General features: G+C 68.9%; 26 protein-coding genes, 1 tRNA gene and 1 other RNA gene. 8 read left to right on the top strand and 20 right to left on the bottom strand.

Annotated features, from left to right (window positions below; translation table 11 throughout):
- Window positions 1–2: 2 nt before the first annotated feature.
- The 10 genes from mltG to C693_RS0110690 all read right to left on the bottom strand — a co-directional run bounded on the left by mltG (window position 3) and on the right by C693_RS0110690 (window position 8,821).
- Entirely contained in the window at window positions 3–1,037 is a 1,035-nt protein-coding gene (gene mltG / locus C693_RS0110645; protein ID WP_017462261.1) for an endolytic transglycosylase MltG, read from the bottom strand.
- The gene (pabC, locus tag C693_RS0110650; RefSeq protein ID WP_017462262.1) at window positions 1,034–1,858 is read right to left on the bottom strand and encodes an aminodeoxychorismate lyase; all 825 of its coding nucleotides are present in this window, start codon (window positions 1,856–1,858) and stop codon (window positions 1,034–1,036) included. Before pabC ends, mltG begins: the two co-directional genes overlap by 4 nt.
- Entirely contained in the window at window positions 1,855–3,207 is a 1,353-nt protein-coding gene (locus C693_RS0110655; protein WP_017462263.1) for an aminodeoxychorismate synthase component I, read from the bottom strand. The genes pabC and C693_RS0110655 overlap by 4 nt, the downstream gene beginning before the upstream one ends.
- Before the next feature lie 7 nt (window positions 3,208–3,214).
- On the bottom strand, window positions 3,215–4,504 hold the full coding sequence (gene fabF, locus C693_RS0110660; protein ID WP_017462264.1) for a beta-ketoacyl-ACP synthase II: 1,290 nt from the start codon (window positions 4,502–4,504) through the stop codon (window positions 3,215–3,217).
- A 149-nt stretch (window positions 4,505–4,653) separates the two neighbouring features.
- On the bottom strand, window positions 4,654–4,893 hold the full coding sequence (acpP, locus tag C693_RS0110665; protein ID WP_017462265.1) for an acyl carrier protein: 240 nt from the start codon (window positions 4,891–4,893) through the stop codon (window positions 4,654–4,656).
- A gap of 227 nt (window positions 4,894–5,120) precedes the next feature.
- The gene (gene fabG, locus C693_RS0110670; protein WP_017462266.1) at window positions 5,121–5,864 is read right to left on the bottom strand and encodes a 3-oxoacyl-ACP reductase FabG; all 744 of its coding nucleotides are present in this window, start codon (window positions 5,862–5,864) and stop codon (window positions 5,121–5,123) included.
- A gap of 33 nt (window positions 5,865–5,897) precedes the next feature.
- A complete protein-coding gene (gene fabD / locus C693_RS0110675) occupies window positions 5,898–6,845 on the bottom strand; it encodes an ACP S-malonyltransferase (RefSeq protein ID WP_017462267.1) in 948 nt (315 codons plus the stop codon).
- Between the two features lie 139 nt (window positions 6,846–6,984).
- Entirely contained in the window at window positions 6,985–7,959 is a 975-nt protein-coding gene (locus C693_RS0110680; protein ID WP_017462268.1) for a beta-ketoacyl-ACP synthase III, read from the bottom strand.
- 154 nt (window positions 7,960–8,113) lie between these two features.
- Window positions 8,114–8,308, bottom strand: coding sequence for a 50S ribosomal protein L32 (gene rpmF / locus C693_RS0110685; RefSeq protein ID WP_017462269.1), 195 nt, complete (start codon window positions 8,306–8,308; stop codon window positions 8,114–8,116).
- A 36-nt stretch (window positions 8,309–8,344) separates the two neighbouring features.
- Window positions 8,345–8,821, bottom strand: coding sequence for a YceD family protein (locus C693_RS0110690; protein ID WP_052329384.1), 477 nt, complete (start codon window positions 8,819–8,821; stop codon window positions 8,345–8,347).
- A gap of 194 nt (window positions 8,822–9,015) precedes the next feature.
- On the opposite strand from C693_RS0110690, the gene C693_RS0110695 reads away from it, so the two are divergent.
- Together C693_RS0110695 and C693_RS0110700 are read left to right on the top strand one after the other, a co-directional pair.
- Window positions 9,016–9,462: a hypothetical protein gene (locus C693_RS0110695; protein ID WP_017462271.1), complete on the top strand. Its 447-nt coding sequence runs from the start codon at window positions 9,016–9,018 to the stop codon at window positions 9,460–9,462.
- On the top strand, window positions 9,459–10,040 hold the full coding sequence (locus tag C693_RS0110700) for a Maf family protein (protein ID WP_017462272.1): 582 nt from the start codon (window positions 9,459–9,461) through the stop codon (window positions 10,038–10,040). Before C693_RS0110695 ends, C693_RS0110700 begins: the two co-directional genes overlap by 4 nt.
- Window positions 10,041–10,043: 3 nt before the next feature.
- Here the strand turns inward: C693_RS0110700 and C693_RS0110705 are convergent, their stop codons facing one another.
- Complete coding sequence (locus C693_RS0110705) at window positions 10,044–11,654, bottom strand: ArnT family glycosyltransferase (protein WP_017462273.1); 1,611 nt, start codon at window positions 11,652–11,654, stop codon at window positions 10,044–10,046.
- A 41-nt stretch (window positions 11,655–11,695) separates the two neighbouring features.
- On the opposite strand from C693_RS0110705, the gene C693_RS0110710 reads away from it, so the two are divergent.
- The 4 genes from C693_RS0110710 to C693_RS0110725 are packed head-to-tail and all read left to right on the top strand — an operon-like array spanning window position 11,696 to window position 16,179.
- Entirely contained in the window at window positions 11,696–12,634 is a 939-nt protein-coding gene (locus tag C693_RS0110710; RefSeq protein ID WP_017462274.1) for an AAA family ATPase, read from the top strand.
- Complete coding sequence (locus C693_RS0110715; protein WP_017462275.1) at window positions 12,634–13,587, top strand: DUF58 domain-containing protein; 954 nt, start codon at window positions 12,634–12,636, stop codon at window positions 13,585–13,587. Before C693_RS0110710 ends, C693_RS0110715 begins: the two co-directional genes overlap by 1 nt.
- Window positions 13,584–15,554: a transglutaminase TgpA family protein gene (locus C693_RS0110720; RefSeq protein WP_017462276.1), complete on the top strand. Its 1,971-nt coding sequence runs from the start codon at window positions 13,584–13,586 to the stop codon at window positions 15,552–15,554. Before C693_RS0110715 ends, C693_RS0110720 begins: the two co-directional genes overlap by 4 nt.
- A 43-nt stretch (window positions 15,555–15,597) precedes the next feature.
- Entirely contained in the window at window positions 15,598–16,179 is a 582-nt protein-coding gene (locus C693_RS0110725; protein ID WP_017462277.1) for a Slp family lipoprotein, read from the top strand.
- Between the two features lie 68 nt (window positions 16,180–16,247).
- Here the strand turns inward: C693_RS0110725 and C693_RS0110730 are convergent, their stop codons facing one another.
- The 9 genes from C693_RS0110730 to C693_RS0110765 all read right to left on the bottom strand — a co-directional run bounded on the left by C693_RS0110730 (window position 16,248) and on the right by C693_RS0110765 (window position 21,833).
- Complete coding sequence (locus C693_RS0110730; RefSeq protein ID WP_017462278.1) at window positions 16,248–16,592, bottom strand: histidine triad nucleotide-binding protein; 345 nt, start codon at window positions 16,590–16,592, stop codon at window positions 16,248–16,250.
- Between the two features lie 22 nt (window positions 16,593–16,614).
- Entirely contained in the window at window positions 16,615–17,019 is a 405-nt protein-coding gene (locus C693_RS0110735; protein WP_017462279.1) for a GNAT family N-acetyltransferase, read from the bottom strand.
- 4 nt (window positions 17,020–17,023) lie between these two features.
- Complete coding sequence (gene recR, locus C693_RS0110740) at window positions 17,024–17,626, bottom strand: recombination mediator RecR (protein ID WP_017462280.1); 603 nt, start codon at window positions 17,624–17,626, stop codon at window positions 17,024–17,026.
- A gap of 106 nt (window positions 17,627–17,732) precedes the next feature.
- A complete protein-coding gene (locus C693_RS0110745; RefSeq protein WP_017462281.1) occupies window positions 17,733–18,056 on the bottom strand; it encodes a YbaB/EbfC family nucleoid-associated protein in 324 nt (107 codons plus the stop codon).
- Window positions 18,057–18,081: 25 nt separating this feature from the next.
- A complete protein-coding gene (gene dnaX / locus C693_RS0110750) occupies window positions 18,082–19,767 on the bottom strand; it encodes a DNA polymerase III subunit gamma/tau (protein WP_017462282.1) in 1,686 nt (561 codons plus the stop codon).
- 115 nt (window positions 19,768–19,882) lie between these two features.
- Window positions 19,883–19,979, bottom strand: an RNA gene (gene ffs, locus C693_RS23035) — signal recognition particle sRNA small type.
- Between the two features lie 101 nt (window positions 19,980–20,080).
- Window positions 20,081–20,173, bottom strand: a tRNA-Ser gene (locus tag C693_RS0110755).
- A gap of 140 nt (window positions 20,174–20,313) precedes the next feature.
- Entirely contained in the window at window positions 20,314–21,072 is a 759-nt protein-coding gene (locus C693_RS0110760; protein ID WP_017462283.1) for an MBL fold metallo-hydrolase, read from the bottom strand.
- Entirely contained in the window at window positions 21,069–21,833 is a 765-nt protein-coding gene (locus C693_RS0110765) for a 3-deoxy-D-manno-octulosonic acid kinase (RefSeq protein ID WP_017462284.1), read from the bottom strand. Before C693_RS0110765 ends, C693_RS0110760 begins: the two co-directional genes overlap by 4 nt.
- A 25-nt stretch (window positions 21,834–21,858) precedes the next feature.
- Here C693_RS0110765 and C693_RS0110770 point away from each other — a divergent pair, with 25 nt between their 5' ends.
- Window positions 21,859–22,902, top strand: a complete 1,044-nt coding sequence (locus tag C693_RS0110770; protein WP_017462285.1) for a glycosyltransferase family 9 protein — start codon at window positions 21,859–21,861, stop codon at window positions 22,900–22,902.
- 315 nt (window positions 22,903–23,217) lie between these two features.
- Window positions 23,218–23,532: a hypothetical protein gene (locus C693_RS0110775; RefSeq protein ID WP_157798594.1), complete on the top strand. Its 315-nt coding sequence runs from the start codon at window positions 23,218–23,220 to the stop codon at window positions 23,530–23,532.
- Window positions 23,533–23,934 lie beyond the last annotated feature (402 nt).

Below are 23,934 nucleotides of genomic sequence, written 5' to 3' on the forward strand. Positions count from 1 at the left end.
CGTCAGCGGCACCGCTTGAGCTGGTAGCAGTCGACGTTGCGGTCGTGCTCGGCCAGCGTCCTGGCGAACACGTGCGTGCCGTCGCCCTTGGCGACGAAATACAGCTCGTCGCCGGAGGCCGGGTGCAGCGCTGCCTCGATCGCCGGCTTGCCCGGCAGGGCGATCGGCGTCGGCGGCAGCCCCGGACGGGTGTAGGTGTTGTAGGGGGTGTCGGTGGTCAGGTCGCGCTTGTGGATGTTGCCGGTGTAGCTGGCCCCCATGCCGTAGATCACGCTGGGATCGGTCTGCAGCAGCATGTGGTGCTCCAGCCGGCGCACGAACACGCCGGCGATGCGCTTGCGCTCGTCCGCGCGACCGGTCTCCTTTTCCACGATGGAAGCCAGGATCAGCGCATCGTAGGGCGTGGTCAGCGGCAGCCCCTGATCGCGCCCGGGCCACAGCGCATCGAGCGTCTTGTGCATGGCTGCGTAAGAGCGCTTGAGCACGTCCAGATCGCTGTCGCCTTTCACGTAGGCATAGGTTTCAGGCAGAAAGCGGCCTTCGGGCATTTCACCGGGCGCGCCGATCTTCCGCATGATCGTGGCGTTGTCCATGCCCCGGGTGAGGTGGCGCAGCGGCGAGGCCTTGTCCAACGCTGCCCGCAGCTCGGCGAAGGTCCAGCCATCGATGATGGTGAAATCGTGCTGCAGCACGCGGCCGGCAGCCATGTTCTCCAGCAGCGAACGCGGCGTGAGGCCGGGTAGCAGCGCGTATTCGCCCGCATGCAGGCGGCCAGCCACGTGCATCTGCTCGGCCAGCGCTCGCCAGTAAAGCGGCGCGGCATGGCTCAGCCCGCGACTGCGCAGCTCGTCGACGATCTGCTTGAAGCCGGTGCCCCGGGCGACATCGATCGTCTGCCCGGCGGAAACGATGTCCAGCGGCGTCCGCCCGAAGCGGTCCAGGTCGCGCCACAGCCAGGCCGCGGCCAGCGCCGCCAGCAGCGACAGGAGGATCAGCGCACGCCACAACGCGCGGCCACGCACCAGAAAACGACTCATGCCAACTCCAATGGAAAACCCAGCCCGCGCCAATGTCGCTGCATCGCGCGCGCCACGGGGCCGGGGGCGAAGACCCTATCGCCGACGGCCTGAACCGGCAGGATGCCGCGAACGCTCGATGTGAGGAAGAGCTCGTCGGCACGAAGCAGCTCTTCCAGCGCCAGGTCGCGCACCTGCACCGCCGGAATCGTCGCCAGTACTTCGGCGCGGGCGACACCGGCGACACCGCAGCGTGCCAGCGAGGGCGTGACGGGGATGCCCCCGATCACCGCGAACACGTTCGCCATGGTGGCGCACGCCACGCGGCCGGCGACATCGAGCAGCAGTCCTTCATGGATCGCCGGATCGACCCATTCGGCCCGGGCCAGCACCTGCTCGAGGCGATTGAGGTGTTTGAGACCGGCCAGAGCCGGCTGCTCGGACAGGCGCAGGCTGCACACACGCAGGCACACCCCGTCACGCGCCAGGTGCGGGTCCGGCGCCGGCATCGGAAAGGCCGCGACGATGCGTGCAGGCATCGACACCGCCGGCGGCGCGTAACCGCGGGGGCCGACACCCCGGGTAACAGTGATGCGCACCACGGCGGCAGCCATGTCGCCGACGACGGCGCGCATCTCTTTCGCCAGCACCTCGGAATCCGGCAACGGGATAGCCAGACGGCGACCGCCCTCGGCCAGCCGAGCCATGTGCCTGGACCACAGCGGCGCGCGGCCACCGATCACGCTTACCGTCTCGAACAGCCCGTCGCCGTAGCTGAGCCCGCGATCCTGGGCCGACACGGTGTCGCCCGGCCGACCGTCGACAAGCATGCGCACGGTCATGCGTCGGCAGCCGCGAGCGCACGCAGCAGCCCGCGCGCCTTGGCGCGGGTTTCTTCCAGCTCGTTCGCGGCGACCGAGTCCGCCACGATGCCCGCCCCCGCCCGCAGGCTCACCGCGTCGCCGACCTGGGTCAGCGTGCGGATCAGGATGTTGAGGTCCATGTCGCCGGAGCGGTCGAGATAGCCCAGCGCGCCGGTGTAGGCGGCGCGGGGCGCCTGCTCCAGCGCAGCGATGATCTCCATGCAGCGCACCTTGGGACAACCGGTGATGGTGCCACCGGGAAAGGTGGCCGCGATCAGCTCGCCGGGCGTGACGCCCGCCCGCAGCCGGCCGCGCACGTTGGAGACGATGTGGTGCACGTGGGCGTAGCTCTCCACCACCATCAGCTCGTCCACCTCGACCGTGCCCGGCACGCAGACGCGGCCGAGATCGTTGCGCTCCAGGTCGATCAGCATCACATGCTCGGCGCGCTCCTTCGGGTGGTCGCTGAGCTCGCGGATGCGTGCGGCCTCGTCCTCGCCGGGCAGGCGGGGACGCGTGCCGGCGATCGGCCGGGTCTGCGCCAGGCCGGCGCGCGACTCGACCAGCCGCTCCGGCGACGAGCTGGCGATCGACCAGCCCGGCTGCTGCAGCAGGCCGGCGAAGGGCGCGGGATTGGCACGGCGCAGCGCGTCGTACAGCGCAGCCGGCCGGGGCGCGGCTGCATAACGCGCACGCCAGGCACGCGAGAGGTTGACCTGGAAAATGTCGCCGGCGTGCAGGTGCTCGTGGATGCGCGCCACGCCATCGAGGAAGTGCTGCGGATCGTCTTCCTCGATCGCCAACGGCGCCGCCGCGGCCGGCCAGCGTGCCGGCACCTCGAGATCGGCGGCCATCTGCTCGAGCAGTGCCTCGTGCCCCGGCTCGGCGACCAGCTCGGTCACGTCGCGCGCGTGGTCGACGATCGCCGCGGCCGGACAGCGCAGCGCCAGCGCGACGGGCAGCACCGCATGCGGGTGCAGACGCAGGCGCGGCTCGATCTCGCCGGCCAGTTCGTAGCTCAGGAACAGGAGCCAGCCACCCCGGAACGGGAGCGTCCCTTCGGTGACCGGGCCGGTCCGGAGTGCACGCCAGCGGGCATCGAGCTGATCCAGGAAGCGGCCAGGGAGCGGCCGGCCCGACTCATCGCGGACGATGCCGTCGGCGTGCAATGCGATGAACTCGCCGCTGCCGGCAAACAGCAGGTCATGACGCGCCTGCGGCGTGCCGGAGACCACGCTCTGCAGCATGCCGGGATAGCGCTGCGGAAACGACGCGGCCGGCGCGAGCAGGTCGCGCCGGCCGCCAAGGGTGCGGCGATGACCGTCCATCCGTCGCTCAGATGCGACGGAAAACCAGCGTGCCGTTGGTCCCGCCGAAGCCGAACGAGTTGGACATCGCCACGTTGAGGTCGGCCTTTTCCGCCTTGTTCGGCACCAGGTCCATACCCAGCGCCTCGACCTCTGGATCGAGGCTTTCCAGGTTCATGGTCGGCGGCATCACACCGTCGCGCAGCGCCATGATCGAGAAGATCGCCTCGACGCCGCCGGCCGCACCGAGCAGATGGCCGGTGACCGACTTGGTGGAGCTGACCGCGAACTGCCCCTTCTTCGTGGCGTGCTCGCCGAACACGTTGCGGATCGCTTTCGCCTCCCCCAGGTCGCCGACCGGGGTCGAGGTGCCGTGGGCGTTGACGTACTGCACGTCCTCCGCCTTCAGGCCGGCATCATGCAACGCATTGCGCATCGCCAGCTCGGCGCCGTCGCCGCTGGGCGCGGTGATGTGGTACGCATCGCCACTCATGCCGAAGCCGATGATCTCGGCCAGGATGTTGGCACCGCGCGCCTTGGCGAACTCGTATTCCTCGAGCATCAGCATGCCCGCGCCGTTGGACAGCAAAAAGCCATCGCGGCCGGTGTCCCACGGACGGCTGGCGTGCGCCGGATCGTCGTTGCGGGTGGACATGGCCTTGGCCGAGCAGAAGCCGGCCATCGCCGTCGGCGTGGTGGCGAACTCGGCGCCACCGGCCAGCATCGCATCGGCGTCGCCGTACTGGATCAGCCGCATCGCCATGCCGATGTTGTGCGCGGCCGTGGTGCAGGCAGACACCAGTGCGATGTTGGGTCCCTTCATGCCGTGGTAGATCGACAGGTTGCCGGCGACCATGTTGATGATCGAACTGGGCACGTAGAACGGCGACACCTTGCGCGGCCCCTTCTCGGCCAGCTCCAGCGCCGTGCTCTCGATCGTATGCAGGCCGCCGATGCCGGCGCCTGCCGCGATACCGATGCGTCCGGCATTCTCGTCGGTGACGACCAGGCCGGACTGACGGAGCGCGTGCGTACCCGCCACGATGCCGTAGTGGATGAACGGGTCCATCCGCTTGAAGTCCTTGGCGATCGCGCGCCGCTCGTCGTCCGGAGCGTCGGAGCCGACGAAGTAAGCCTCGACCGGATCGAAGTCGCGGACCTCACCGGCAATGCGGGTGGCATAGGCGGAGGCGTCGAAGGCGGTGACCGGGCCAATGCCGGTGTTGCCCTCGAGCACGTTCTTCCAGGCGGTGGCGATGTCGTTGCCGACCGGCGAGACGATGCCCATGCCGGTCACTACCACGCGTCGTTTGCTCATGCGTCTGTTCCTTCACTGAGGCCGCGCGAACCATACGCGGTCGCAGGTTACGAAATGCGGAAACGAAAACTGCGCCGGTGCGGCGCAGCTTTCGTGATCGGAACGCGGAGAGATCGGCGCCACCGCAGCGGCACTCCCCCGCGTAGCGATTACTCCTTGGAGTGGGCCTTGATGTAATCGACGGCCTGCTGCACGGTGGTGATCTTCTCGGCTTCCTCGTCCGGAATCTCGGTCTCGAACTCTTCTTCGAGGGCCATCACCAGCTCGACCGTGTCCAGCGAGTCCGCGCCCAGATCGTCCACGAACGAAGCGTTCGCCGTGACTTCATCTTCCTTCACGCCCAGCTGCTCGATGACGATTTTCTTGACGCGTTCTTCGATGGTGCTCATGTTGCAAAACCTCCCAAGGAGAAATTTTCGTGCTGCGCCGGCTTGTTCCGGCAGAGGCCCGCGTCTGGCGCTGCGCGGCCCCCTTGGGAGCCGGCCACCTTGTCGCGGACAGTGGAGCAACGCTGGCCATCCGGCCGGCGCGAAGTGGCCATTGTCGCCCAAAAAACGTCTGCTGGCGACAACCGGCCAAATGGCATGGGACAGGGCTCGCACCCCGCCCCGGAAACTCAGGGCATGTACATCCCGCCGTTGACGTGCAGCGTCTCGCCGGTGATGTAGGCGGCCGCGGGCGAGGCCAGGAAACCCACCGCTTTCGCGATGTCCACCGCTTCGCCCAGCCGGCCCAGCGCGATCTGGCCGACCAGTGCGCCGCGCTGCTCCTCGCTGAGGGCGCGGGTCATGTCGGTGTCGATGAAGCCCGGGGCGACCACGTTCACGGTAATGCCGCGGCTGCCGATCTCGCGCGCCAGGGACTTGGAAAACGCGATGATGCCGGCCTTGGCCGCCGCGTAGTTGGCCTGGCCCGGGTTGCCGGTGACGCCGACCACCGAGGCGATCGAGATGATGCGGCCCTTGCGCGCCTTCATCATCCCGCGCATCACCGCCTTGGAGGTGCGATAGACCGAGGACAGGTTGGTGTCCAGGATCGCCTGCCAGTCCTCGTCGCTCATGCGCATCAGCAACTGGTCGCGGGTGATGCCTGCGTTGTTGACCAGGATCGAGACCGCGCCGAACTCCTTGCCGATCGCGTCGATCAGGCCCGTAACCGCCGCCCCATCGGTGACGTCCAGTTTGCGCCCGTGACCGCCGTTGGCCGCCAGCCGCTCGCCGATGGCAGCCGCGCCAGCCTCGCTGGTGGCCGTGCCGATCACCGTGGCGCCCATCGCCGCCAACTCGTCGGCAATGGCCGCACCGATCCCGCGGCTGGCCCCGGTGACGAGGGCGACCTCACCCTTGAGTACGTCGTTCATGCATCTGTCCTTGCAGTTCGTGATCGAAAGGGCTCAGGCCCACTCGGTGCGGGCAGCCTCGAAGTCGCCCGGCGTGCCCAGGGCGCGCGCCTCCAGGCTCTTGTCGATGCGCTTGACCAGTCCCGCCAGCACCTTGCCCGGACCGCACTCGGCGAAACGGGTGGCGCCACCGGCAGCCAGCGCCTGCACGCACTGGGTCCAGCGCACCGGCTGGTAGAGCTGGCTGACCAGCGCCTCGCGGATCGACGCGACACCTTCGTGCACCCTGGCGTCCACATTCTGCACCACCGGGATCGCCGGCTCGCGCCACGCATAGGCGGTCATCGCTTCGGCCAGCCGGTTGGCGGCCTCGCGCATCAGCGGCGTATGCGACGGCACGCTCACCGGCAGCTTGATCGCCTTGCGCACACCGCGCTCGGCCAGCAGCGCCAGCGCCTTGTCCACCGCCTCGACATGACCGCCGATCACGACCTGGCCGGGCGAATTGAAGTTGGCCGGGACCACGACGTGCACACCGGATGCGTCCTGGCACGCCTGCTCGACCACGGCGTCCTCGGCGCCGAGCACGGCGGCCATCGCGCCGGTGCCTGCCGGCGCGGCGTCCTGCATGGCCTGTCCACGGATGCGCACCAGGTGCGCGGCGTCGACCAGGGCGATCGATCCGGCGGCGACCAGCGCGCTGTACTCGCCCAGGCTGTGTCCGGCCAACTGCGCCGGCATGGTGCCGCCCTGGGCCATCCAGACACGCCACACCGCGATGCTCGCCGCGAGCAGCGCCGGCTGGGTGTACTCGGTGCGGTTGAGCTGCTCCTCCGGACCCTGCTGGCTCAGCGCCCACAAATCGACGCCTGCACCCTCGGAGGCTTCCTCGAAAGTGGTCCGCACTTCCGGATGCAGCTCGGCCAGCTCGGCCAGCATGCCGACCGACTGGGAGCCCTGCCCGGGAAACACGAAGGCCAGCGAGGGTGCGGAAGCAGTCATGGATTGGAAAACCGTCGAGGGAAAAGCGGCATGTTGCCAGCAATCGATGACGTACGCAGCCGTATCGCGACGTTACGTGCCGTAGAGCGCAAAAGCCGCCCCGAAGGGCGGCTCGCGCGGATCGGTCCCGGGCCTGGGCTCAGTAACGCAGCAGCGCCGACGCCCAGGTGAAACCGCCGCCGAATGCCTCGAGCAGCAGGTTCTGACCACGCTGGACCTTGCCCGAGCGCACGGCGAAGTCCAGCGCCAACGGCACCGAACCGGACGAGGTATTGGCGTGCTTGTCGACGGTGACGACCACGCGGTCCATCGACATCTTCAGCCGTTTGGCGGTGGCCTCGATGATGCGCAGGTTGGCCTGATGCGGGATCAGCCAGTCGATATCCGATTCCTGCATGCCGGCGGCCTGCAGCGTCTCGTCGACCAGGGAGTCGAGCGTCTTGACCGCGACCTTGAACACTTCGCGCCCGGCCATGCGGATGCGCACGCCATGATTCGGCTCGTCGGTGAAACCGGCCGACACGCCGACCGGGTTGTACAGCAGTTCCTTGTGACCGCCGTCGGCATGCAGGCAGGTGGCGTAGATGCCCGGCTCGCTGGACGCCTCCAGCACCACGGCACCCGCGCCGTCGCCAAACAGCACGCAGGTCTCGCGCTCGGTCCAGTCGACCATGCGGGTCAGCGTCTCGGCGCCGATCACCAGCACCTTCTTCGACTGGCCACTCTTGATGAACTTGTCGGCCACGCCCAGCGCGTACATGAAGCCCGAGCAGGCCGCGTTGACATCGAATGCCGCGCAACCGTTCGCGCCCAGGCGATGCTGCACGAGGCAGGCGGTCGAGGGAAAGATGATGTCCGGCGTGGTGGTACCGAGCACGATCAGGTCGATCTCGGACGCCTTGACGCCGGCCGCCTCCAGCGCGCGCTGCGCAGCCAGCGTGGCGAGGTCGCCGGTGGTCTCGCCCTCGGCGGCGACGTGGCGCTGACGGATGCCGGTACGGGTCTGGATCCACTCGTCGCTGGTCTCGACCAGCTTTTCCAGGTCGGCATTGGTAAGGATGCGCTCCGGCAGGGCGCTGCCGGTACCGGTGATGCGGGAGTAGATCGGGGTCATTCCACTATCCAGTCAGTGCGGTCGATCGGGCGTCGCGCATCCCCTCTGGATGTCGCAACCACACCGAAGCCGGGAAAGGTACGTTCGCGCGCGCGCAAAAGCAAAGCGGCGCGTTACCGCGCCGCTTTGCCACCGGAATCCCTTGCGGGACCGATCAATCCTCTTCGACCACCGCCGTGGCGGTGTCGATCACCTTCTTGCCGCGGTAGTAACCGTCGGCCGTCACGTGATGGCGCAGGTGCACCTCACCGCTGGTCGGGTCGGTCGACAGCTGCACGGTCTTCAGCTTGTCGTGCGAACGACGCATGCCGCGGGTGGACGGGGTCTTGCGGCTCTTGGCAACGGCCATGGCGAATCTCCAACGTAATCGCTTGTAGCTAGCGGGTTATTTCTTCAGTTCGCGCAACACCGCGAACGGGTTTTCGGTGCGTTCGTCGCCGGCTTCGGTTTCCGACGGCGGACGGGTGACTTCTTCGGGCAACGCGCTGTTCGGATTGACCGGCACCAGCGGCAGCGCCAACAACAACTCGTCCTCGATGACATCGGCCATGGCCAGCTTGCCATCCTCGCCCACCAGCAGCGGCTCGGACTCGGGCGACAACCCGGACTCCTCGCGCTCCGAGCGGATCAGCCCCAGTCGGCTGCTGATCGACACCGGCAGCACGAACGGCTCGAGCGATCGCTGGCAAGTGACTGTCAGCGGCACATCCGCACGAACGTCGAGATAAGCCATGCCGAGGTCGTCGCGGCCGAACTCCAGCTCGTAGGCAACCTCCCCCGCATCGCCTGCGAGCATCCCGCAGAGGCGGGGCATCGAGGCCACCGGAAGCGTTCCCGCAAAGGAACGCCGCGCCGAAACCATGCGCCAAGCGTCCACGGACTCTGGCAGTGTCACGGACATAATCGCGAAATTATCGGTTTGACGGCGGTCCAAGTCAACCCGCCGCGGATCGGTGCCGATCCGGCAGGCGGCCGGACATTTTGCCTGCAAAGGATCGCTTCAGGCAGACTGGCCGCCCGATTTTCTTGCGGCGAACGCCCCCAGTGACTCCCGAAATGATGATAGCGGGCGGCGCGGCCCTGCTCGGACTGACCATTGTCGTGGTGGTCCTGCTGCTGCGCCAGCGACAGCGCGAACGGCGGCACCACGAAAACCTGCAGACCCTGCTCGACCTCGCCGATCGACTGGAAGGCGATCTGAAGACCTGCCGCACCGGACTGCAGAAAGCCCACTCGGTGATGTCGCTCAACCCCGACAGCCCGCAACCAAGCGAGAAGGATGCCCGCCAGGCGATCGACGCCGGACTGCGGGCACTGCTGCAGCAGCGGCTGTGGATCCGCGATTGCGCCAGCGAGGCCAGCGAGCAGCAATTGGAGGCCACGGCCCAGTCGATGCGCGACACCCGCGGTCGCCTGCGCCCCCTGCTCGAAGCGCTGAGCCAGGCCCAGCAGGACCTGGACAGTGCGATGCGCGAACACATCCACCGGGGACCGGGCGCGTGACGCCGCCGCTGGTGCTCGGCTCGACCTCGCGCTACCGGGCCGACCTGCTGCGTCGTGTGTGCGAAGACTTCGTCCAGGACGCCCCCGGTACCGACGAGGGCCACCTGCCCGACGAGCTGCCCGCCGCCCGCGCACTCCGGCTGGCGATCGCCAAGGCCGGGGCGGTGGCCGCCAGGCATCCGGGGGCGCTGGTGATCGGCTCCGACCAGGTCGCCGAACTGGATGGTTTCGCCCTGGACAAGCCGGGCACGGCCGAGGGCGCACGGGAACAGTTGCGGCGCTCGTCCGGCCGCACCATACAATTCCACACCGCGCTGTGCCTGCTCGATGCTCGCGACGGTGCGCAACATGTGCACGTGGACGTCACCCGTGCCGTGTTCCGCCCTCTTTCGGACCGCGAGATCGAGCGCTACGTCGCACGCGAACAGCCGCTGGACTGCGCTGGCAGCTTCAAGTGCGAGGGGCTGGGCATCAGCCTGTTCGAACGCATCGAAACCGACGATCCCACCGCCCTGGTCGGGCTGCCGCTGATCGCGCTTGCGCGCCTGCTGCGCGAGGCTGGCTGCGCCATCCCCTGAGAATCAGCGGGCGGCGGAGTCGGCGGCGGCCTGGGAGGCCAGCCAGATCGGACAGGCCCCGCGCTCGGCTGGCGAGGCGTCGCCGCTCGCCGGCATGCGCAGCGGTACCGTTCCCGCATACAAGGCCACCCGCTTGCGTCCGTCATAAAGGGACACCCGCGCCACTTCGCGGGGGCCGTCGATACGACGGCAGATCGTGCCGAGCCAGGCGAAACGCTCACGCTCGCCCTGCGCGGTCTCCTCCACCGCCAGCAGCATCGGCTGACCGGCGTGCGCGGCGCGCAGCCCCGCCTCATCCAGATGCCACAGCGCCAGTTGCGGCGCGCGTCCGTGCTTGACGTTCAACGGACTGTCCAGGCTGTACACCGGTTGCCGATCGTCCAGAAAGAACGCCAGCTCGGCAGCCAGTGCGAAATTGTCCGCCACCAGCACCTCACCCTGCCGCGCCGGCTCGATCAGTGCCGCCGCCTCGCGCCAGCCGACGAAGGCATAGGGGAACGCCTTGAGATCCGCCAGCCGCCTGGCAGCACCCGGCGTCGCCGCCATGCCCAGCCAGGCCAGGCCCAGGCCTTGCCCCAGCACAGCCACGAACACCGCAGCCGCCAGCCATCGACGGGCCGACGCCCCCGTCTTCGCCGCCACCAGCACCGGCAACGCCGCCAGCAACGGCAGGTAGCCAGGCAACGGCCAGTGCGCACGAAAGCGCACGTCGTCGGCAAACAGGCCGAGCAGGAAATACAAGGCGAGAAAACCCATCGAGACGAAAGCAATCACATCCCATGGCGCCCCTTCCCGACGACGACGCCAGACACGCCAACCGGCCCAGAGCAGCATCGCGTACAACAGCGGCGTACAGGCCAGAGCCTGCTCGAGCGGCTGCACCAACGCAGTAGCGTGGAATCGCCAGGGGTTGCGATCGACCAGCTGGAAGGAGAGACCCGCGCCGTGCTGGTGCCAGTTCGATATCGCCAGCGGCACCAGGCCCAGTGCCGCCACCGCCAGCGCCAGCCACAGCCCCGGTCGGCGCCAGAGCGCCCGTCCACGCGGAGCAGCCAGCGCGAACAGCAGCCCAACGAGCATGGGCATCGCCGCGCGGTAATGGGTTGCCCACGCCAGCGCGAGCGCGCCACCAAGCAACAGCCAGTCGCGCAGACGATCCCTCGCCGTCACCCGCAGCAACGCGAGCACAGCCAGCATGATCGCCACGGTCAGCGGTACGTCGGGCACTGCCAGCACGCCCAGCGTGCCGGCCAGCGGCAGCAGCAGGCAGAGCAGTCCGGCCTGCCAGCCGGTGCGCGGGTCGAAGGCCTCGCGCGCGAAACGCACCACGATCCATGGCAGTACCGCACCGAGCAGCAGGAACGGCCAGCGCATGCCGATCACCCCGTGCCCGGCAACCGCCTCGCCACCCCGGATCAGCCGCGCCGTGAGTGGCGGCAGATCGCTGTACCCCCACGCCGGATGCCGGCTTTCCAGCCAGTAGAAGGCTTCGTCGGTGAACGGCGCCAGCGTGGCCGCCAGCCACGCCTTGATCGCGAACTGCACGGCGAAAACCGTGAGGAAAGCGGCTCGCCAGCGCGCGACGGGCACCACTACACTGACCCGGTCACGCATGCGCCACGCCGCAGCCAGCCGCAAGGAAACCACCCATCGCCATGTCTGCCACTCCCCTCCGCGACGATCCGCTCATGCAGCGCCTGGAAGCGGCGCTGGCGCAGGTCAACCAGGTGCTGCTCGGCAAACCGCGCCAGGTCAAGCTGGCCTTCACCTGCCTGCTCGCTGGCGGTCACCTGCTGCTGGAAGACGTGCCGGGCGTCGGCAAGACCACGCTGGCCCACGCACTGGCCGCCACGTTCTCGCTCGACTTCCAGCGCGTGCAGTTCACCAGCGACCTGCTGCCGTCGGACATTATCGGCGTGAGCGTGTATGAGCGCGAGACATCGCAGTTCCGCTTCCACCCGGGACCGATCTTCGCCGGGCTGCTGCTTGCCGACGAGATCAACCGCGCCACGCCGAAGACCCAGAGCGCACTGCTCGAGGCGATGGCCGAGGGCCAGGTCACCGTCGACGGCCAGACCCACGCCTTGCCGCAGCCGTTCTACGTGGTCGCCACGCAGAATCCGCTGGACCTGCACGGCACCTTCGCCCTGCCCGACTCGCAGCTGGACCGCTTCATGCTGCGCATCTCGCTCGGCTATCCGGACGCCGGCGCGGAACGGGCGCTGCTGTCCGGGGCGGACCGCCGCGATCTGCTGGCCAGGCTGGTTCCCCAGCTCGATGCCGCGGGGCTGATCGCCCTGCGCGATCGTGCGCAGGCGATCACCGCAAGCACCGCCCTGCTCGACTACCTGCAGGGGCTGCTGACCGCAAGCCGCCGCCACGCCGAGATTCGCGTGGGACTGTCGCCGCGCGCCGGCCTCTCGCTGCTGGCCGCGGCCAAGGCCTGGGCGCTGCTGAGCGGGCGCGGCCACGTGCTGCCGGAAGACCTGCAGGCGCTGTTCGTGCCGCTGGCCGGCCACCGCCTGGTCCCCAGCCGCGGCAGCAGCGGCGAGGCACTGGCGCGCGAACTGCTCGCCGAGGTTGCGGTGGACTGATGCGGGCTCCGCTGGCACGCCTGCAGCAGTGGGCCGAACGGCGCCTGCCTGCGCTCACCCGCTACCGCCGCGCCGAACCGCTGCCGATCGAGCTTCACCGACGACGCATCTACATCGTCCCGACCGGCTTCGGCCTGGGTTTCGGCGTGCTGCTGCTGGTGATGCTGGTCGGCGCGCTCAACTACACGAATAACGCCGCGCTGCTGCTGACCTGCCTGCTCGGCGCGGCCAGCATGACCAGCATGCTGCTGACCTTCCGCGCGCTGGACGGGCTGAGCCTGGCAACGGTGCGCGCCGGCCAGGCCATCGCCGGACAACCGCTGGACCTGCACCTGGCTTTCGCCGCCGCCCGGGCGCGCGAGTCGATCCGCGTGGACCTGACCGGCCAGTCGCGGGCATTCCATCTCGCCGCCGGCGGCGAGGTCGAACTGGTCTTCCAGCTCCCCACGAGTCGCCGCGGCTGGCTGGCGTTGCCGCGGATGCGTGTCTGGAGTACCTGGCCGCTGGGCCTGTTCCGTGCCTGGAGCTGGCTGTATCCCGAGCAGTCGGTGCTGGTCTGGCCGCAGCCCGAGGCCAAGGGCCCGCCGCCGCGCCTGCCGGAAAGCGACGCCGCGGAGCGCCAGCTTCATCGAGGCGAGGATCTCGCCGCCCTGCGCGACTACCGCGCCGGCGATCCGCCACGCCATGTGGCATGGAAGGCCAGCGCCCGCCACGAAGGCTTGCTGGTGAAGGATTTCGAGCAACCCCGTGCGCACGAGGAATGGCGGCTGGACTGGCGCGAACTCGGCGCACTCGACAACGAGGCGCGCATCGCCCGCCTGGCCCGCTGGGTCGGCGAGGCTCACGCGCAACGTCGCCGCTACGGCTTGTGGCTGCCCACGCAGGAGATCGCCGCCGACAGCGGCAGCGACCATTACGCGCGCTGCATGAGCGCACTGGCACTGCTGCCATGAACTGGCGCATCCACTGGCGCCGACGTGTCGAGGGCCCGCTGCTGACACCACGCAGCTTCGACCTCACCGTGCTGACCATGCTGATGGTGCTGGCGGTGCATGCCCCGCACCTGCCGGTCTGGCTGAGCCTCGGGCTCGGCAGCGTGTTGGCGCTGCGCTGGTGGCAGCGGCGCCGCGCCCCGGGCAAGACACCAGCCTGGCTCAAGCTTCCGCTGATCGCCCTGCTCACGCTCGCCATCGTCACCACCTACGGCACCGTGTTCGGTCGCGCCCCGGGGGCATCGCTGGCCGTCGGCCTGCTGGTGTTGAAACTGCTGGAAACCGAAACAGCCCGCGACGCCCGGGTCGGCATCGCCTTTGCCTGCTTCGCGTTGATGGCCGCCCTGCTGTTCGACCAGGGACTGGCCGCCACCTTCGGCGTGGCGCTCGGCCTGCTGCCGGTGCTTGCCGCCCTGCGTTCGCTGGAACCCGCCCAGGCGCCGACCACCCTGCCGCGCCAGTTGCTGCCGGGACTGACCCTGCTGGCGGTGTCGCTGCCGTTGACGCTGTTCGCCTTTGCAGTCGTTCCCAGGCTCAGCACGCCGCTGTGGGGGGCGCCGCAGGACGACCAGGCGCGCACCGGGCTGAGCAACGAAATGTCACCCGGCGACATGACCCAGTTGCTGGTCGACGACAGCCCGGCCATGCGCGTCAGCTTCGACACGGCACCACCACCGCGCAACGACCTGTATTTCCGCGCCTTCGTGATGTGGAACTACGACGGCAGGAGCTGGCGGGCGTCGACTCCCTACGCGAAGCCCGAGCCGGTCGACGCGACGGACCGCGTCAGCTACGCGGTCACGCTGCTGCCGAACGGACAGCGGGTGCTTCCGGCGCTGGGGGTACCACTGGCGGCTCCGGACGGCGCCGTGCTGCGCGCAGGCCGTGTCCTGGCCCGCGGCAAGCCTGTCGACGACCTCCTGCGCTACCGGCTGACCTCGGCGCTTCACTACCGGTTCGGTGCCACGCTCGGTCCGGAACGGGCGCCCGCCCTGGAACTCCCGGCCGGCCTCAATCCACGCACGCTGGCCCTGGGACGCCAGTGGCGCGAGCGTTTCCACGGCGATCCGACAGCGATCGCCGGTGCCGCGCTGGCCCTGTTCCATGACGGCGGATTCAGCTACACGCTGACCCCGGCACCGCTGGGACGCGATGCCATGGACGACTTCCTGTTCTCCACCCGCGAGGGCTTCTGCGAACACTACGCGTCTGCCTTCACCGTGCTGATGCGTGCGGCGGGTGTGCCGGCCCGGGTGGTGACCGGCTACCAGGGAGGCTTCTGGAACCGCCTGGGCAACTACCTGCTGATACGGCAATCCGATGCCCATGCCTGGAGCGAAGTGTGGATGACAGGCCGAGGCTGGGTTCGCGTGGACCCGACCGCCGCGGTACGCCCCGAACGGGTCAGCCTGGGGGCCGCGGCAACCGGTGGCGGGGAACGTCCGTGGTACCAGGACGCCTGGCTGCAGGGCCTGCGCAACCGATGGGACATCGTCAACCGGTGGTGGGACAAGGGCGTTATCGGCTTCGACGCGCTGCGCCAGCGCGGCCTGCTCACGCCGTTCGGCGTGGAGCGCACCGACAACCAGACGCTGGCCTGGCTGCTGGCGGCCGGCAGCATGTTGTTCGGCGGCGCTGGGCTGGCGTGGGCAATGGCACGGCGCAACCGGATCGACCCGGCGCTGGCGGCGTTTCGCCGGCTCGAGCGCAAGCTCGCCCGGGCCGGAGTGACGCGACGACGTGGCGAAGGGCCGCAGCACTATCTTCGCCGGGCTGCGCGAGCATTGCCTGGGCAACGCGAGGCGCTGCGGGTGCTGATGGAGCAGTATCTGCAACTGCGCTACGCCGGCGATGAACCGGCCGATGAATCGCTGCGGGACTTCCGCAGAAAGGTGCGGGATTTTCGGACCGCTCGCGTGGTCCAATAAAGTCGACGCGATGGCACGTCCATCGTCCCTGCTGGAGAGACTCATGGCTCATTACCGAACGCTCACGCTTGCCGCAGCCGTCGCCTTGCTGGCCGGCTGTGCCACCGTGCCCAAGCCACTGGAAGGCACCTACGCCGACGTCAGCACACTCAACGCCCAGCAGGGCGGAGCCGGCGGCACCAAGGTGCGCTGGGGCGGCGAGATCATCAAGACCGAACCCGGCCCGCAGGAAACCTGCTTCTACATGCTGGCCCATCCGCTCGACTCGCAGGCTCGCCCGCGCGCCGGCCGGGGCGACGACAGGCAGGATGGCCGCTTCGTCGCCTGCCATGCCGGCTTCTACGATCCGGAAGTGTTCTCCAAGGGTCGCGAATTGACCGTCACCGGTACCGTGCACGGCATGGTCACCCGCAAGGTGGGGGACTACGACTACGCTTATCCGCGGGTGGAGGCCGACGTGGTGTACCTGTGGCCGCGTCGTCCGGTGACCGTGAACTATCCGTACCCGCCGGGCTTCTACGACCCGTTCTGGGGCCCCTGGGGGCCGGGCTTCGGCTACCCGTACTGGTACCAGCCGCGGGTGATCGTGGTTCGCCCGCCGCCGCCCCCGCCGCCGAAGAAGTAAGCGACGCACGTCCAAGGAAAACGCCGGCCCATGGGCCGGCGTTTTTTGTTGCTGTCCTCGCGAAACGCTCAGCCGGGCGGCCAGGTGAGCTTGCGGCCGGCCAGCAGGTGCACGTGCAGGTGGTAGACGGTCTGGCCGCCATGGGTGTTGCAGTTGATCACCGTGCGGTAGCCATCCTCGGCGAACCCCTCCTGCTTCGCATACTCCGCCGCCGCCAGCAGCACCTTGCCGAGCAAGGCCGCGTCATCGGGCGCGGCGTCGTTGAGCGTGGCGATCGGCTGCTTCGGGATGAACAGCACGTGCACCGGCGCCTGCGGATTCAGGTCGCGGAAGGCCAGTACCTCATCGTCCTCGTAGACGATGTCGGCGGGAATCTCGCGCCGGATGATCTTGCCGAAAATCGTATCGCCCATCGGTGAACTCCTGTTCCGTTCTCTAGAGACGCATCAGCATGCCATGGGCACCCGGGCCCACCAGCTTGAAGCCGAATTTCTCGTACAGCCGGTAAGCCGTGCCGTCGGCGATCAGGGCGACCATCGTCCGCGCCGGCGCGCGCGCGTGCACTTCGTCCATCAGCGCCTGCATGATGCGTCGCCCGAGACCCTTGCCCTGCCAGGCCGGAGTCACCGCGATATCGACGACGAACAGGAACAGCCCGCCGTCGCCCACCACACGCCCCATGCCGACCAATTCGCCCTCGTGGCGCAGGCACACCGAGCACCAGCTGGCCGGCAGGCCCAGCCGCGCACCTTCGGGGCTCATCGCACTGAGTCCGGCCGCGATGCGCAGTGCGCGGTACTCGTCCTCGCCGGGGGGCGTCAGGGAAAGCTCCGCTCCCATCGCCTCACTCCACCGCCTGCCGGCTGCCGAAGGCGTGAGCCAGCGTGCCGCGATCGACGTACTCGAGTTCGCCACCCAGCGGCACGCCATGGGCTAGACGTGTGGCCTTCACGCCGCCCGCCCGCGCCAGCTGCACCAGATAGTGCGAGGTCGCCTCGCCTTCCACGGTCGGACTGGTGGCGAGGATGAGCTCTTCCACCTCGCCTTCGGCCAGCCGCTCGGTCAACAGGTGCAGGCCGAGCTCCCGCGGGCCCAGGCCATCCAGCGGCGAGAGCCGGCCAAGCAGCACGAAGTACTGCCCGCGATAGCCGGTCGCCTGCTCCACCGCCGCCAGGTCGGTCGGCGACTCGACCACGCACAGCACGTGGCGGTCGCGACTGGAGCTGGCGCACAGCGCACACACCGGCTCCTCGCTGAAGTTGCGGCAGCGGCTGCAGTTGCCGATGCGCTGCATCGCCTGCTCCAGCACGCCGGCCAGTTTCAGCCCGCGCTCACGCTCGCGCTCCAGCAGATGGAAGGCCATGCGCTGGGCACTCTTCGCGCCCACGCCAGGGAGGCAGCGCAGGGCGTCGATCAGTTCGGCGAGGAGGGGGGATGCGGATGACATGGGGGAGATTCGAGGAGTGAGTGGAGAGGAGTGAGAAGTGAGAGAAAAGCGGAGGATCGCCGATGACCGCACTCTCGCTCCTCACTCCCCTTCCCTCACTCCTGTCTCAAAACGGCATCTTGAAGCCCGGCGGCAGGTTCAGGCCGGCGGTCACGCCGCCAAGCCGGTCCTTGCTGGCCGCCGCCACCTTGTTCACCGCGTCGTTCACGGCGGCGGCCACCAGGTCCTCGGCCATCTCCGGATCGTCGGCGAAGAGCTTGCGGTCGATCTGCACGCGGCGGACCTCATGCGCACCGGTCATCATCACGCTGACCAGGCCACCACCGGCGCTGCCGGTGACTTCCATCTTCGCCAGTTCATCCTGCGCACGCTTCATGTCTTCCTGCATGCGCTGCGCCTGCTGCATCAGCTGGCCGATCTGTCCTCTCATGGGGGGTACTCCGTCGTTCTTGGGGTCAGCCCGACACGGGCTTGATGGATTGGGGTACGACGCGGGCGCCGAAATCGCGCTTGAGCGCCTGCACCAGGGGATCTTCCTCGATGGACTGTTCGGCGCGCGCCTGGGCGGCATCGCGCGCCTCGGCGGCGCGGGCGGCCGGGGTCTGGTTGGCGGCGCTGGCATCACTGACGAAGCGCAGGCGGATGCGCTCGCCCAGTGCGTCGCTGACCCGCTCCTCCATCTGGCCGACCATCGGCTCCACCGCCAGGTGCATGTGCGCCTCCTGCAGCACCAGGGTCAGCGTCTGGCCGTCGCGGTCACGCAGCGCGGCATTCTGCGCCAGCTGGCCGAGCGGGCCACGCAGCCCGGCCTGGTCGATCAGCGCGACCCAGTCGGGCAGGCCGCGGGCATCCGTCGGTACGGCGCGGCGCGACGCCGGCGCGGCGCCGGCCGGTGCGGGTGCCGGTGCGGAGGGAGCCGGTGCGGGTGGCCGCGGTGCCGCGGCCGCCGATGGCGTGGCACGTTCGGGGGCCGGGCGCACCGGGCTGGAGACCGTAGCGGCAGCTGGCATCGCGCGCGCCGGAACCGAACGGGCCGCCGGCGCATCGCCAACCTCGCCCGGCCGGAACGCCAGCATCCGCAACACGGCCATCTCGAAGCCGGTGCGCGCATCCGGCGCCATCGGCAGGTCGCGGCGGCCGGTGGTGGCGATCTGGTAGTAGAGCTGCACGTCCTCCGGAGCGAACTGCTGCGCCAGCGCGGCCAGCTCCTCGCCGGCCCCCTCGTCGCCCTCGGCCTGGTAGCCCGGCACCAGCTGCATCAGCTGAATCCGGTGCAGCACGGCCGCCACGTCATCGAGTACGCCGCCGAAATCCGGCGAGTACGAGGCGATGCGCGCGCACTCGAGCATCAGCGCCTCGCCCTGCCCAGCCGCCAGCGCCTGCAGCAGGCCCAGCACCTGGCCACGCGCCACGCTGCCGAGCATGGCGCGCACGTCGTCGGCCTTCAGCGCGCCGCCGCCATAGGCGATCGCCTGGTCGAGCAGCGACAGACCGTCGCGCAGCGAACCGTCGGCGCCACGCGCCAGCTCGGCGATCGCCGCATCCTCGAAGGCAATGCCCTCGGCGCCGAGGATGTGCCGCATCTGGCCGGAGATCTGCTCGGGCAGCAGGCGCTTGAGATTGAACTTGAGGCAGCGCGACAGCACCGTCACCGGCAGCTTCTGCGGGTCGGTGGTGGCGAGCAGGAACTTCACGTGCGGCGGCGGCTCCTCCAGCGTCTTCAGCAGGGCATTGAAGGCCGGCTTGGAGAGCATGTGCACCTCGTCGACCAGGTACACCTTGAAGCGACCGCGCGAGGGGGCGTACTGCGCGTTCTCGATCACCTCGCGCACGTCGTCCACACCGGTGTTGCTGGCCGCGTCGATTTCCAGCAGGTCGACGAAGCGGCCGGCATCCACCGCCGTGCACACCGAGCACTCGCCACAGGGATCGGCCGATTCGCCGCGCTCGCAGTTCAGCGACTTGGCGAAGATGCGCGCGATGGTGGTCTTGCCCACACCGCGGGTACCGGTGAACAGGTAGGCGTGGTGCATGCGACCGGTGTCGAGCGCATTGGTCAGCGCGCGCACGACGTGTTCCTGGCCCACCAGTTCGGCGAACTTGCGGGGGCGCCACTTGCGCGCGAGTACCTGGTAGGACATGCGGGAAAGGCCTGTATTGCTGCGCCGGATCAGTCCGGGAGGACTTGGGGGCAAAGGCCGATTGTGCCAAGTCGGGACGGGCAAGTCAGCCGCGCGGGTCCCGGAAAGGTGGCGGCCCCGCCAGCCACACCCCGGCACCCGAATCATCCACTACCGTTGCTTCCTTCCGGACCTGGCGGAGTTTGCGGACTATCGTCGCGGGGGGACCGACGGGGCCACCATAGACGTTGGGCTTTACGCCCTGTCGCTGCCGATCGGATCGGCGGCTTTTTTACCTTCGCGCCGACTTTCGACCGTCGCGCACCTCAGGAATTGGCGGAGAGGGCGGGATTCGAACCCGCGATACGGGGATAAGCCGTATACACACTTTCCAGGCGTGCTCCTTCAACCACTCGGACACCTCTCCGCGAAACTTTCCCGGGCTGCGTCCTGCGGCGCCGGTCCGCAGACACCCGTGGACGGGCGACCTGCGAGCCGGGCGAACCTGCCCCGGCAAAGAGGCGGAAGGATAGCGGCACGCATGGGCCGAGACAAGCGGCGCGACGTTCAGCCAGCGTCGGCATGCGGTGCGGGCGGCGCATCCAGCGGAATGCGTCCGCCCGGACGCGCGACGCGGTAGCCACGCGCTTCCAGGGCCTCGCCATCCGCCGCACTGCCGTAGTGGTAAAGGCACAGTCGCTCGCGCAGCGCGGTATCGTACTCGCGCTCGATGTCGTCCACGCCGGTATGCGACGGGTTGCCCACCATCCCGCAGTCGTGCGCGATGCATCCGGTCCCGGCGCCCTGCACGGCAAGCATCTCCGGGATCGGCCGGGTATCGCCGGTATAGAGGAAGCTGCCACGCAGGGCCACGCCGAACGAGGTACCGGGGCGATGGTGGCGCGTGGCGAACACGTCGAACCACAGACCGTCCAGCCAGAAGCCACGCGTGCATGGCACCAGCTGGAAGGCCTCCCAGTAGTTCGCGCCGCCCTCGGCCAGCGCACCGGGATAATCGGCCACCCGCATCTGCAACCACGGCAGCAGGTCGGCATGCAGGAACACGCGGGTGCGGCCCCGGCGTTCCGAATCGAACCAGAGCCGGAAAAACAGACGCTCCATCCCGGCCACGTGGTCCATGTGGGTGTGAGTGATGTAAAGCGCACCCGGAGGCTCGCCATAGGCCGCCTCGTAGCGGTCCAGCGTGTCCGGGCCGCAGTCGATCAGCAGCAGCGGGCGACCGTCACGTTCGAGTACCGCGGACGAGGATCCGAGCTCCACGGCATGCGCCGCACCGGTGCCGAGGAAATGCAGCGACCAGCTCACGCGCTGAAGGTCCGCTCGTAGCCGCGCTGCAGCGGCGCCCAGATGCGCTGCTCGAAGGCATCGGGCTGGTCTTCCATCGCGCCGAGCTTGATCAGCGAACGGCGCAGCCGCTGGAGGTTGGCCAGCCGCCAACCCTCGGCCGGCGCGCGCAGGCGGCCGCGGTCGAAGTCGATCAGGAACAGCCCGTTCGGCGCGATGAGGATGTTGTGGGCATTGAGGTCGGCATGCCAGACGCCCTCGCGATGGAAGCGCGCCACCAGCGCGCCGACCTCTTCAGCCAACTCGGTGCCGATGCCGTTCACGGTGAGCCGTTCGGCCAGGGTCTCGGCGCGGGCGATGCGGCGCGTGATCAGGTCGGCGCTGTACCAGAGCGCGCGGCGTCGGTAGCACACCGCCACCGGCTCGGGCACTGGCAGACCCCGCGCGCGCAGTCCCTGCAGCAGGCGAAACTCGGCGAAACAACGGGTCCTCGCCGCGCCGGTCCACAGGTAGAGGTCACCCATCAGCACGGCCACGGCGCCGCCGCGGCGGTAGTGCCGGAGCACGCATTCGCCGACCGGCGTCTCGATCACCGCCACACCACCGCGCCCACCCTTCTGCGTCTTGAGCACGCCGTGGCGTCGCCAGTAGTCCGGGTCGAACCAGTCGCCGTCGACTTGTGGGAACACGCCGGGGTCGAACAGAATCACGCCTTCCGCGCCCCGGCGGACCTGTTCTCGCATGCTCGTGCCGGGCACGTCGGGGGCGCTGTCTGCATTCATGGCGCGACGATTCTAGCCCAAGCCAATGACCGTTCCCGCCTCGATCTGCCTGCTGCGCACCTCCGCCATCGGCGACGTCACCCACGTGGTGCCGCTGGTGCGCACCCTGCAGCGGGCGCTGCCCGCCACCGCCCTGACCTGGATCGTGGGCAAGCTGGAGCGCCGCCTGGTGGGCGATCTGCCCGGCGTGCGCTTCGTCACCTTCGACAAATCCGCCGGCCGCGCCGGCATCCGCGCCGTGCATGCCGAGCTGAAGGGCGAGCGTTTCGACGCCCTGCTGCAGATGCAGGTGGCGCTGCGCTCCAACCTGCTCAGCCTGGGCATCCGCGCCGAGCGGCGCATCGGCTACGACCGTGCCCGCTCGAAGGACCTGCACGGCCTGGTGATCAACGAACGCATCCCGGCGCGCACCGGCGAGCACGTGCTCGACGCCATCGGCAGCTTCTGCGAGCCGCTGGGCCTGAAGCAGACCGAGGTGCGCTGGGACATCCCGGTACCCGAGGCCGACCAGGCCTGGGCCGAGGAGCAACTGCCCGGCGAACGCGCCACCCTGCTGGTCAGCCCCACGTCCAGCCATGCGCTGCGCAACTGGCGCCCCGAGCGCTATGCCAGGGTGATCGACCACGCGATGGACAGGAGCTGGCGCGTGGCGCTGGTCGGCGGCCCTTCCGCAGCCGAGCGCACCATGGCAGACGCGGTGCTCGCCGCCTGCCGGCACCAGCCCCTGGATCTCACCGGCAAGGACACGCTGAAGCGTGCGCTGGCGATGTTCGGCCGCGCGCACCTGCTGCTCACCCCGGATTCCGGCCCGATGCACATGGCCAACGCGATGGGCACGGCCGTGCTCGGCCTGCACGCGGCCAGCAACCCGGACCGCTCCGGCCCTTACTCCGACCGCCGCTGGTGCGTGAACCGCTACGGCGATGCCGCGCGTCGATTCCTCGGCAAGCCCGCCAGCGAGCTGGCCTGGGGCGCGAAGATCGAGAAACCCGGCGTGATGGACCTGATCACGGTCGACGACGTGATCGAACGCTTCGAGGCCGCCGCCAGCCATCTCGGCCTGGCCTGACCTCCCCCTGACCCATGTAGGAGCCCGCTCGCGGGCGATGCCTTTCGCTTTGATGCAGCATCAGAGCCGGAGCATCGCCCGCGAGCGGGCTCCTGCGCGACTCGCATCGATCAGACGGCGCGGTAGTCCTGGTAGGACTCTGAGAATCCTTATGCAGCACAGGGTTCCAGGCCATTGATGCTTCTAGCTACCCATTGGGCTACCCATGGGCACGGGGCTGCTTCATCCTCTTTCCGGACACGCGCACACCTCGCCGCGACCTCATCCGACCTCACTGCGACCTCCCCTCTTTTCAACGCGCGCGGGATGCGTAGGATGCGCCCCCGTGATTTCTTGCGCGGCCGCCACCGCGTCTCAGCCGATGAGCCGCCACGCTTGCAAGCTCACGTCCTTTCCATCCCTTTCAAGGAGGCCTTTGTGATCCCTGGACCCTACGCCATCTGCCACGTGACCTTCCCCGATCCCGCCAGCGATGCAGCGCACTATCAAGCGCTGCGCTTCGGATACGACACGGCCGACCAAGCCTATCGTGAGCTCGTCAGCGTCGCCGAGGCCAGCGGTGTGGCGTCCAAGGACTGCGTGGTCATTCGGCACATCGACCGCGAAGAAGCCGTGCATTTCTTGAGCTGATCGCAGGCCGCAGTCTCGAGGGACGGTCTCTAGGCTGTCCCTCGACCTTCCTCGGTTCATTCACGTCGGCCTTTCTTGCTCCCTCCTACTCCGGTATTCGTCCGAACGGCAAAAACATGCTCCGTTGCGGGGATGACTGGCTCTTTGGTCTGCTCCTGCGGGCGGGCGCCAAGCATGACGAACGCTACATGCCTCGAGGCCTTATCAGTGGTCCCCAAGCCGCGCGTATTCTGTAAGACTTGTAGGGTCGAGCACCCTGCCGCATAGGATTGCGCCCACTGAGGATGACCGTTCATTCCGACCTCAGGCCAGATGGACCTTGGCACGCCTTGGGGCATTCATACGGCCTCTGGTCGCAAATCATCACGAAGAGGGTGCCGCGCTCCAGGCCACAGGATCGCG

Source organism: Dyella ginsengisoli LA-4, from assembly GCF_000334915.1.
GTDB classification, from domain to species: Bacteria; Pseudomonadota; Gammaproteobacteria; order Xanthomonadales; family Rhodanobacteraceae; genus Dyella_A; species Dyella_A ginsengisoli_A.

Coding starts and splice junctions, on each gene's coding strand:
- mltG (WP_017462261.1), bottom strand. CDS start 1,037: ATGAGTCGTTTTCTGGTGCGTGGCCGCGCGTTGTGGCGTGCGCTGATC.
- pabC (WP_017462262.1), bottom strand. CDS start 1,858: ATGACCGTGCGCATGCTTGTCGACGGTCGGCCGGGCGACACCGTGTCG.
- C693_RS0110655 (WP_017462263.1), bottom strand. CDS start 3,207: ATGGACGGTCATCGCCGCACCCTTGGCGGCCGGCGCGACCTGCTCGCG.
- fabF (WP_017462264.1), bottom strand. CDS start 4,504: ATGAGCAAACGACGCGTGGTAGTGACCGGCATGGGCATCGTCTCGCCG.
- acpP (WP_017462265.1), bottom strand. CDS start 4,893: ATGAGCACCATCGAAGAACGCGTCAAGAAAATCGTCATCGAGCAGCTG.
- fabG (WP_017462266.1), bottom strand. CDS start 5,864: ATGAACGACGTACTCAAGGGTGAGGTCGCCCTCGTCACCGGGGCCAGC.
- fabD (WP_017462267.1), bottom strand. CDS start 6,845: ATGACTGCTTCCGCACCCTCGCTGGCCTTCGTGTTTCCCGGGCAGGGC.
- C693_RS0110680 (WP_017462268.1), bottom strand. CDS start 7,959: ATGACCCCGATCTACTCCCGCATCACCGGTACCGGCAGCGCCCTGCCG.
- rpmF (WP_017462269.1), bottom strand. CDS start 8,308: ATGGCCGTTGCCAAGAGCCGCAAGACCCCGTCCACCCGCGGCATGCGT.
- C693_RS0110690 (WP_052329384.1), bottom strand. CDS start 8,821: ATGGTTTCGGCGCGGCGTTCCTTTGCGGGAACGCTTCCGGTGGCCTCG.
- C693_RS0110695 (WP_017462271.1), top strand. CDS start 9,016: ATGATGATAGCGGGCGGCGCGGCCCTGCTCGGACTGACCATTGTCGTG.
- C693_RS0110705 (WP_017462273.1), bottom strand. CDS start 11,654: ATGCGTGACCGGGTCAGTGTAGTGGTGCCCGTCGCGCGCTGGCGAGCC.
- C693_RS0110710 (WP_017462274.1), top strand. CDS start 11,696: ATGTCTGCCACTCCCCTCCGCGACGATCCGCTCATGCAGCGCCTGGAA.
- C693_RS0110715 (WP_017462275.1), top strand. CDS start 12,634: ATGCGGGCTCCGCTGGCACGCCTGCAGCAGTGGGCCGAACGGCGCCTG.
- C693_RS0110720 (WP_017462276.1), top strand. CDS start 13,584: ATGAACTGGCGCATCCACTGGCGCCGACGTGTCGAGGGCCCGCTGCTG.
- C693_RS0110725 (WP_017462277.1), top strand. CDS start 15,598: ATGGCTCATTACCGAACGCTCACGCTTGCCGCAGCCGTCGCCTTGCTG.
- C693_RS0110730 (WP_017462278.1), bottom strand. CDS start 16,592: ATGGGCGATACGATTTTCGGCAAGATCATCCGGCGCGAGATTCCCGCC.
- C693_RS0110735 (WP_017462279.1), bottom strand. CDS start 17,019: ATGGGAGCGGAGCTTTCCCTGACGCCCCCCGGCGAGGACGAGTACCGC.
- recR (WP_017462280.1), bottom strand. CDS start 17,626: ATGTCATCCGCATCCCCCCTCCTCGCCGAACTGATCGACGCCCTGCGC.
- C693_RS0110745 (WP_017462281.1), bottom strand. CDS start 18,056: ATGAGAGGACAGATCGGCCAGCTGATGCAGCAGGCGCAGCGCATGCAG.
- dnaX (WP_017462282.1), bottom strand. CDS start 19,767: ATGTCCTACCAGGTACTCGCGCGCAAGTGGCGCCCCCGCAAGTTCGCC.
- C693_RS0110765 (WP_017462284.1), bottom strand. CDS start 21,833: ATGAATGCAGACAGCGCCCCCGACGTGCCCGGCACGAGCATGCGAGAA.
- C693_RS0110770 (WP_017462285.1), top strand. CDS start 21,859: ATGACCGTTCCCGCCTCGATCTGCCTGCTGCGCACCTCCGCCATCGGC.
- C693_RS0110775 (WP_157798594.1), top strand. CDS start 23,218: ATGCGCCCCCGTGATTTCTTGCGCGGCCGCCACCGCGTCTCAGCCGAT.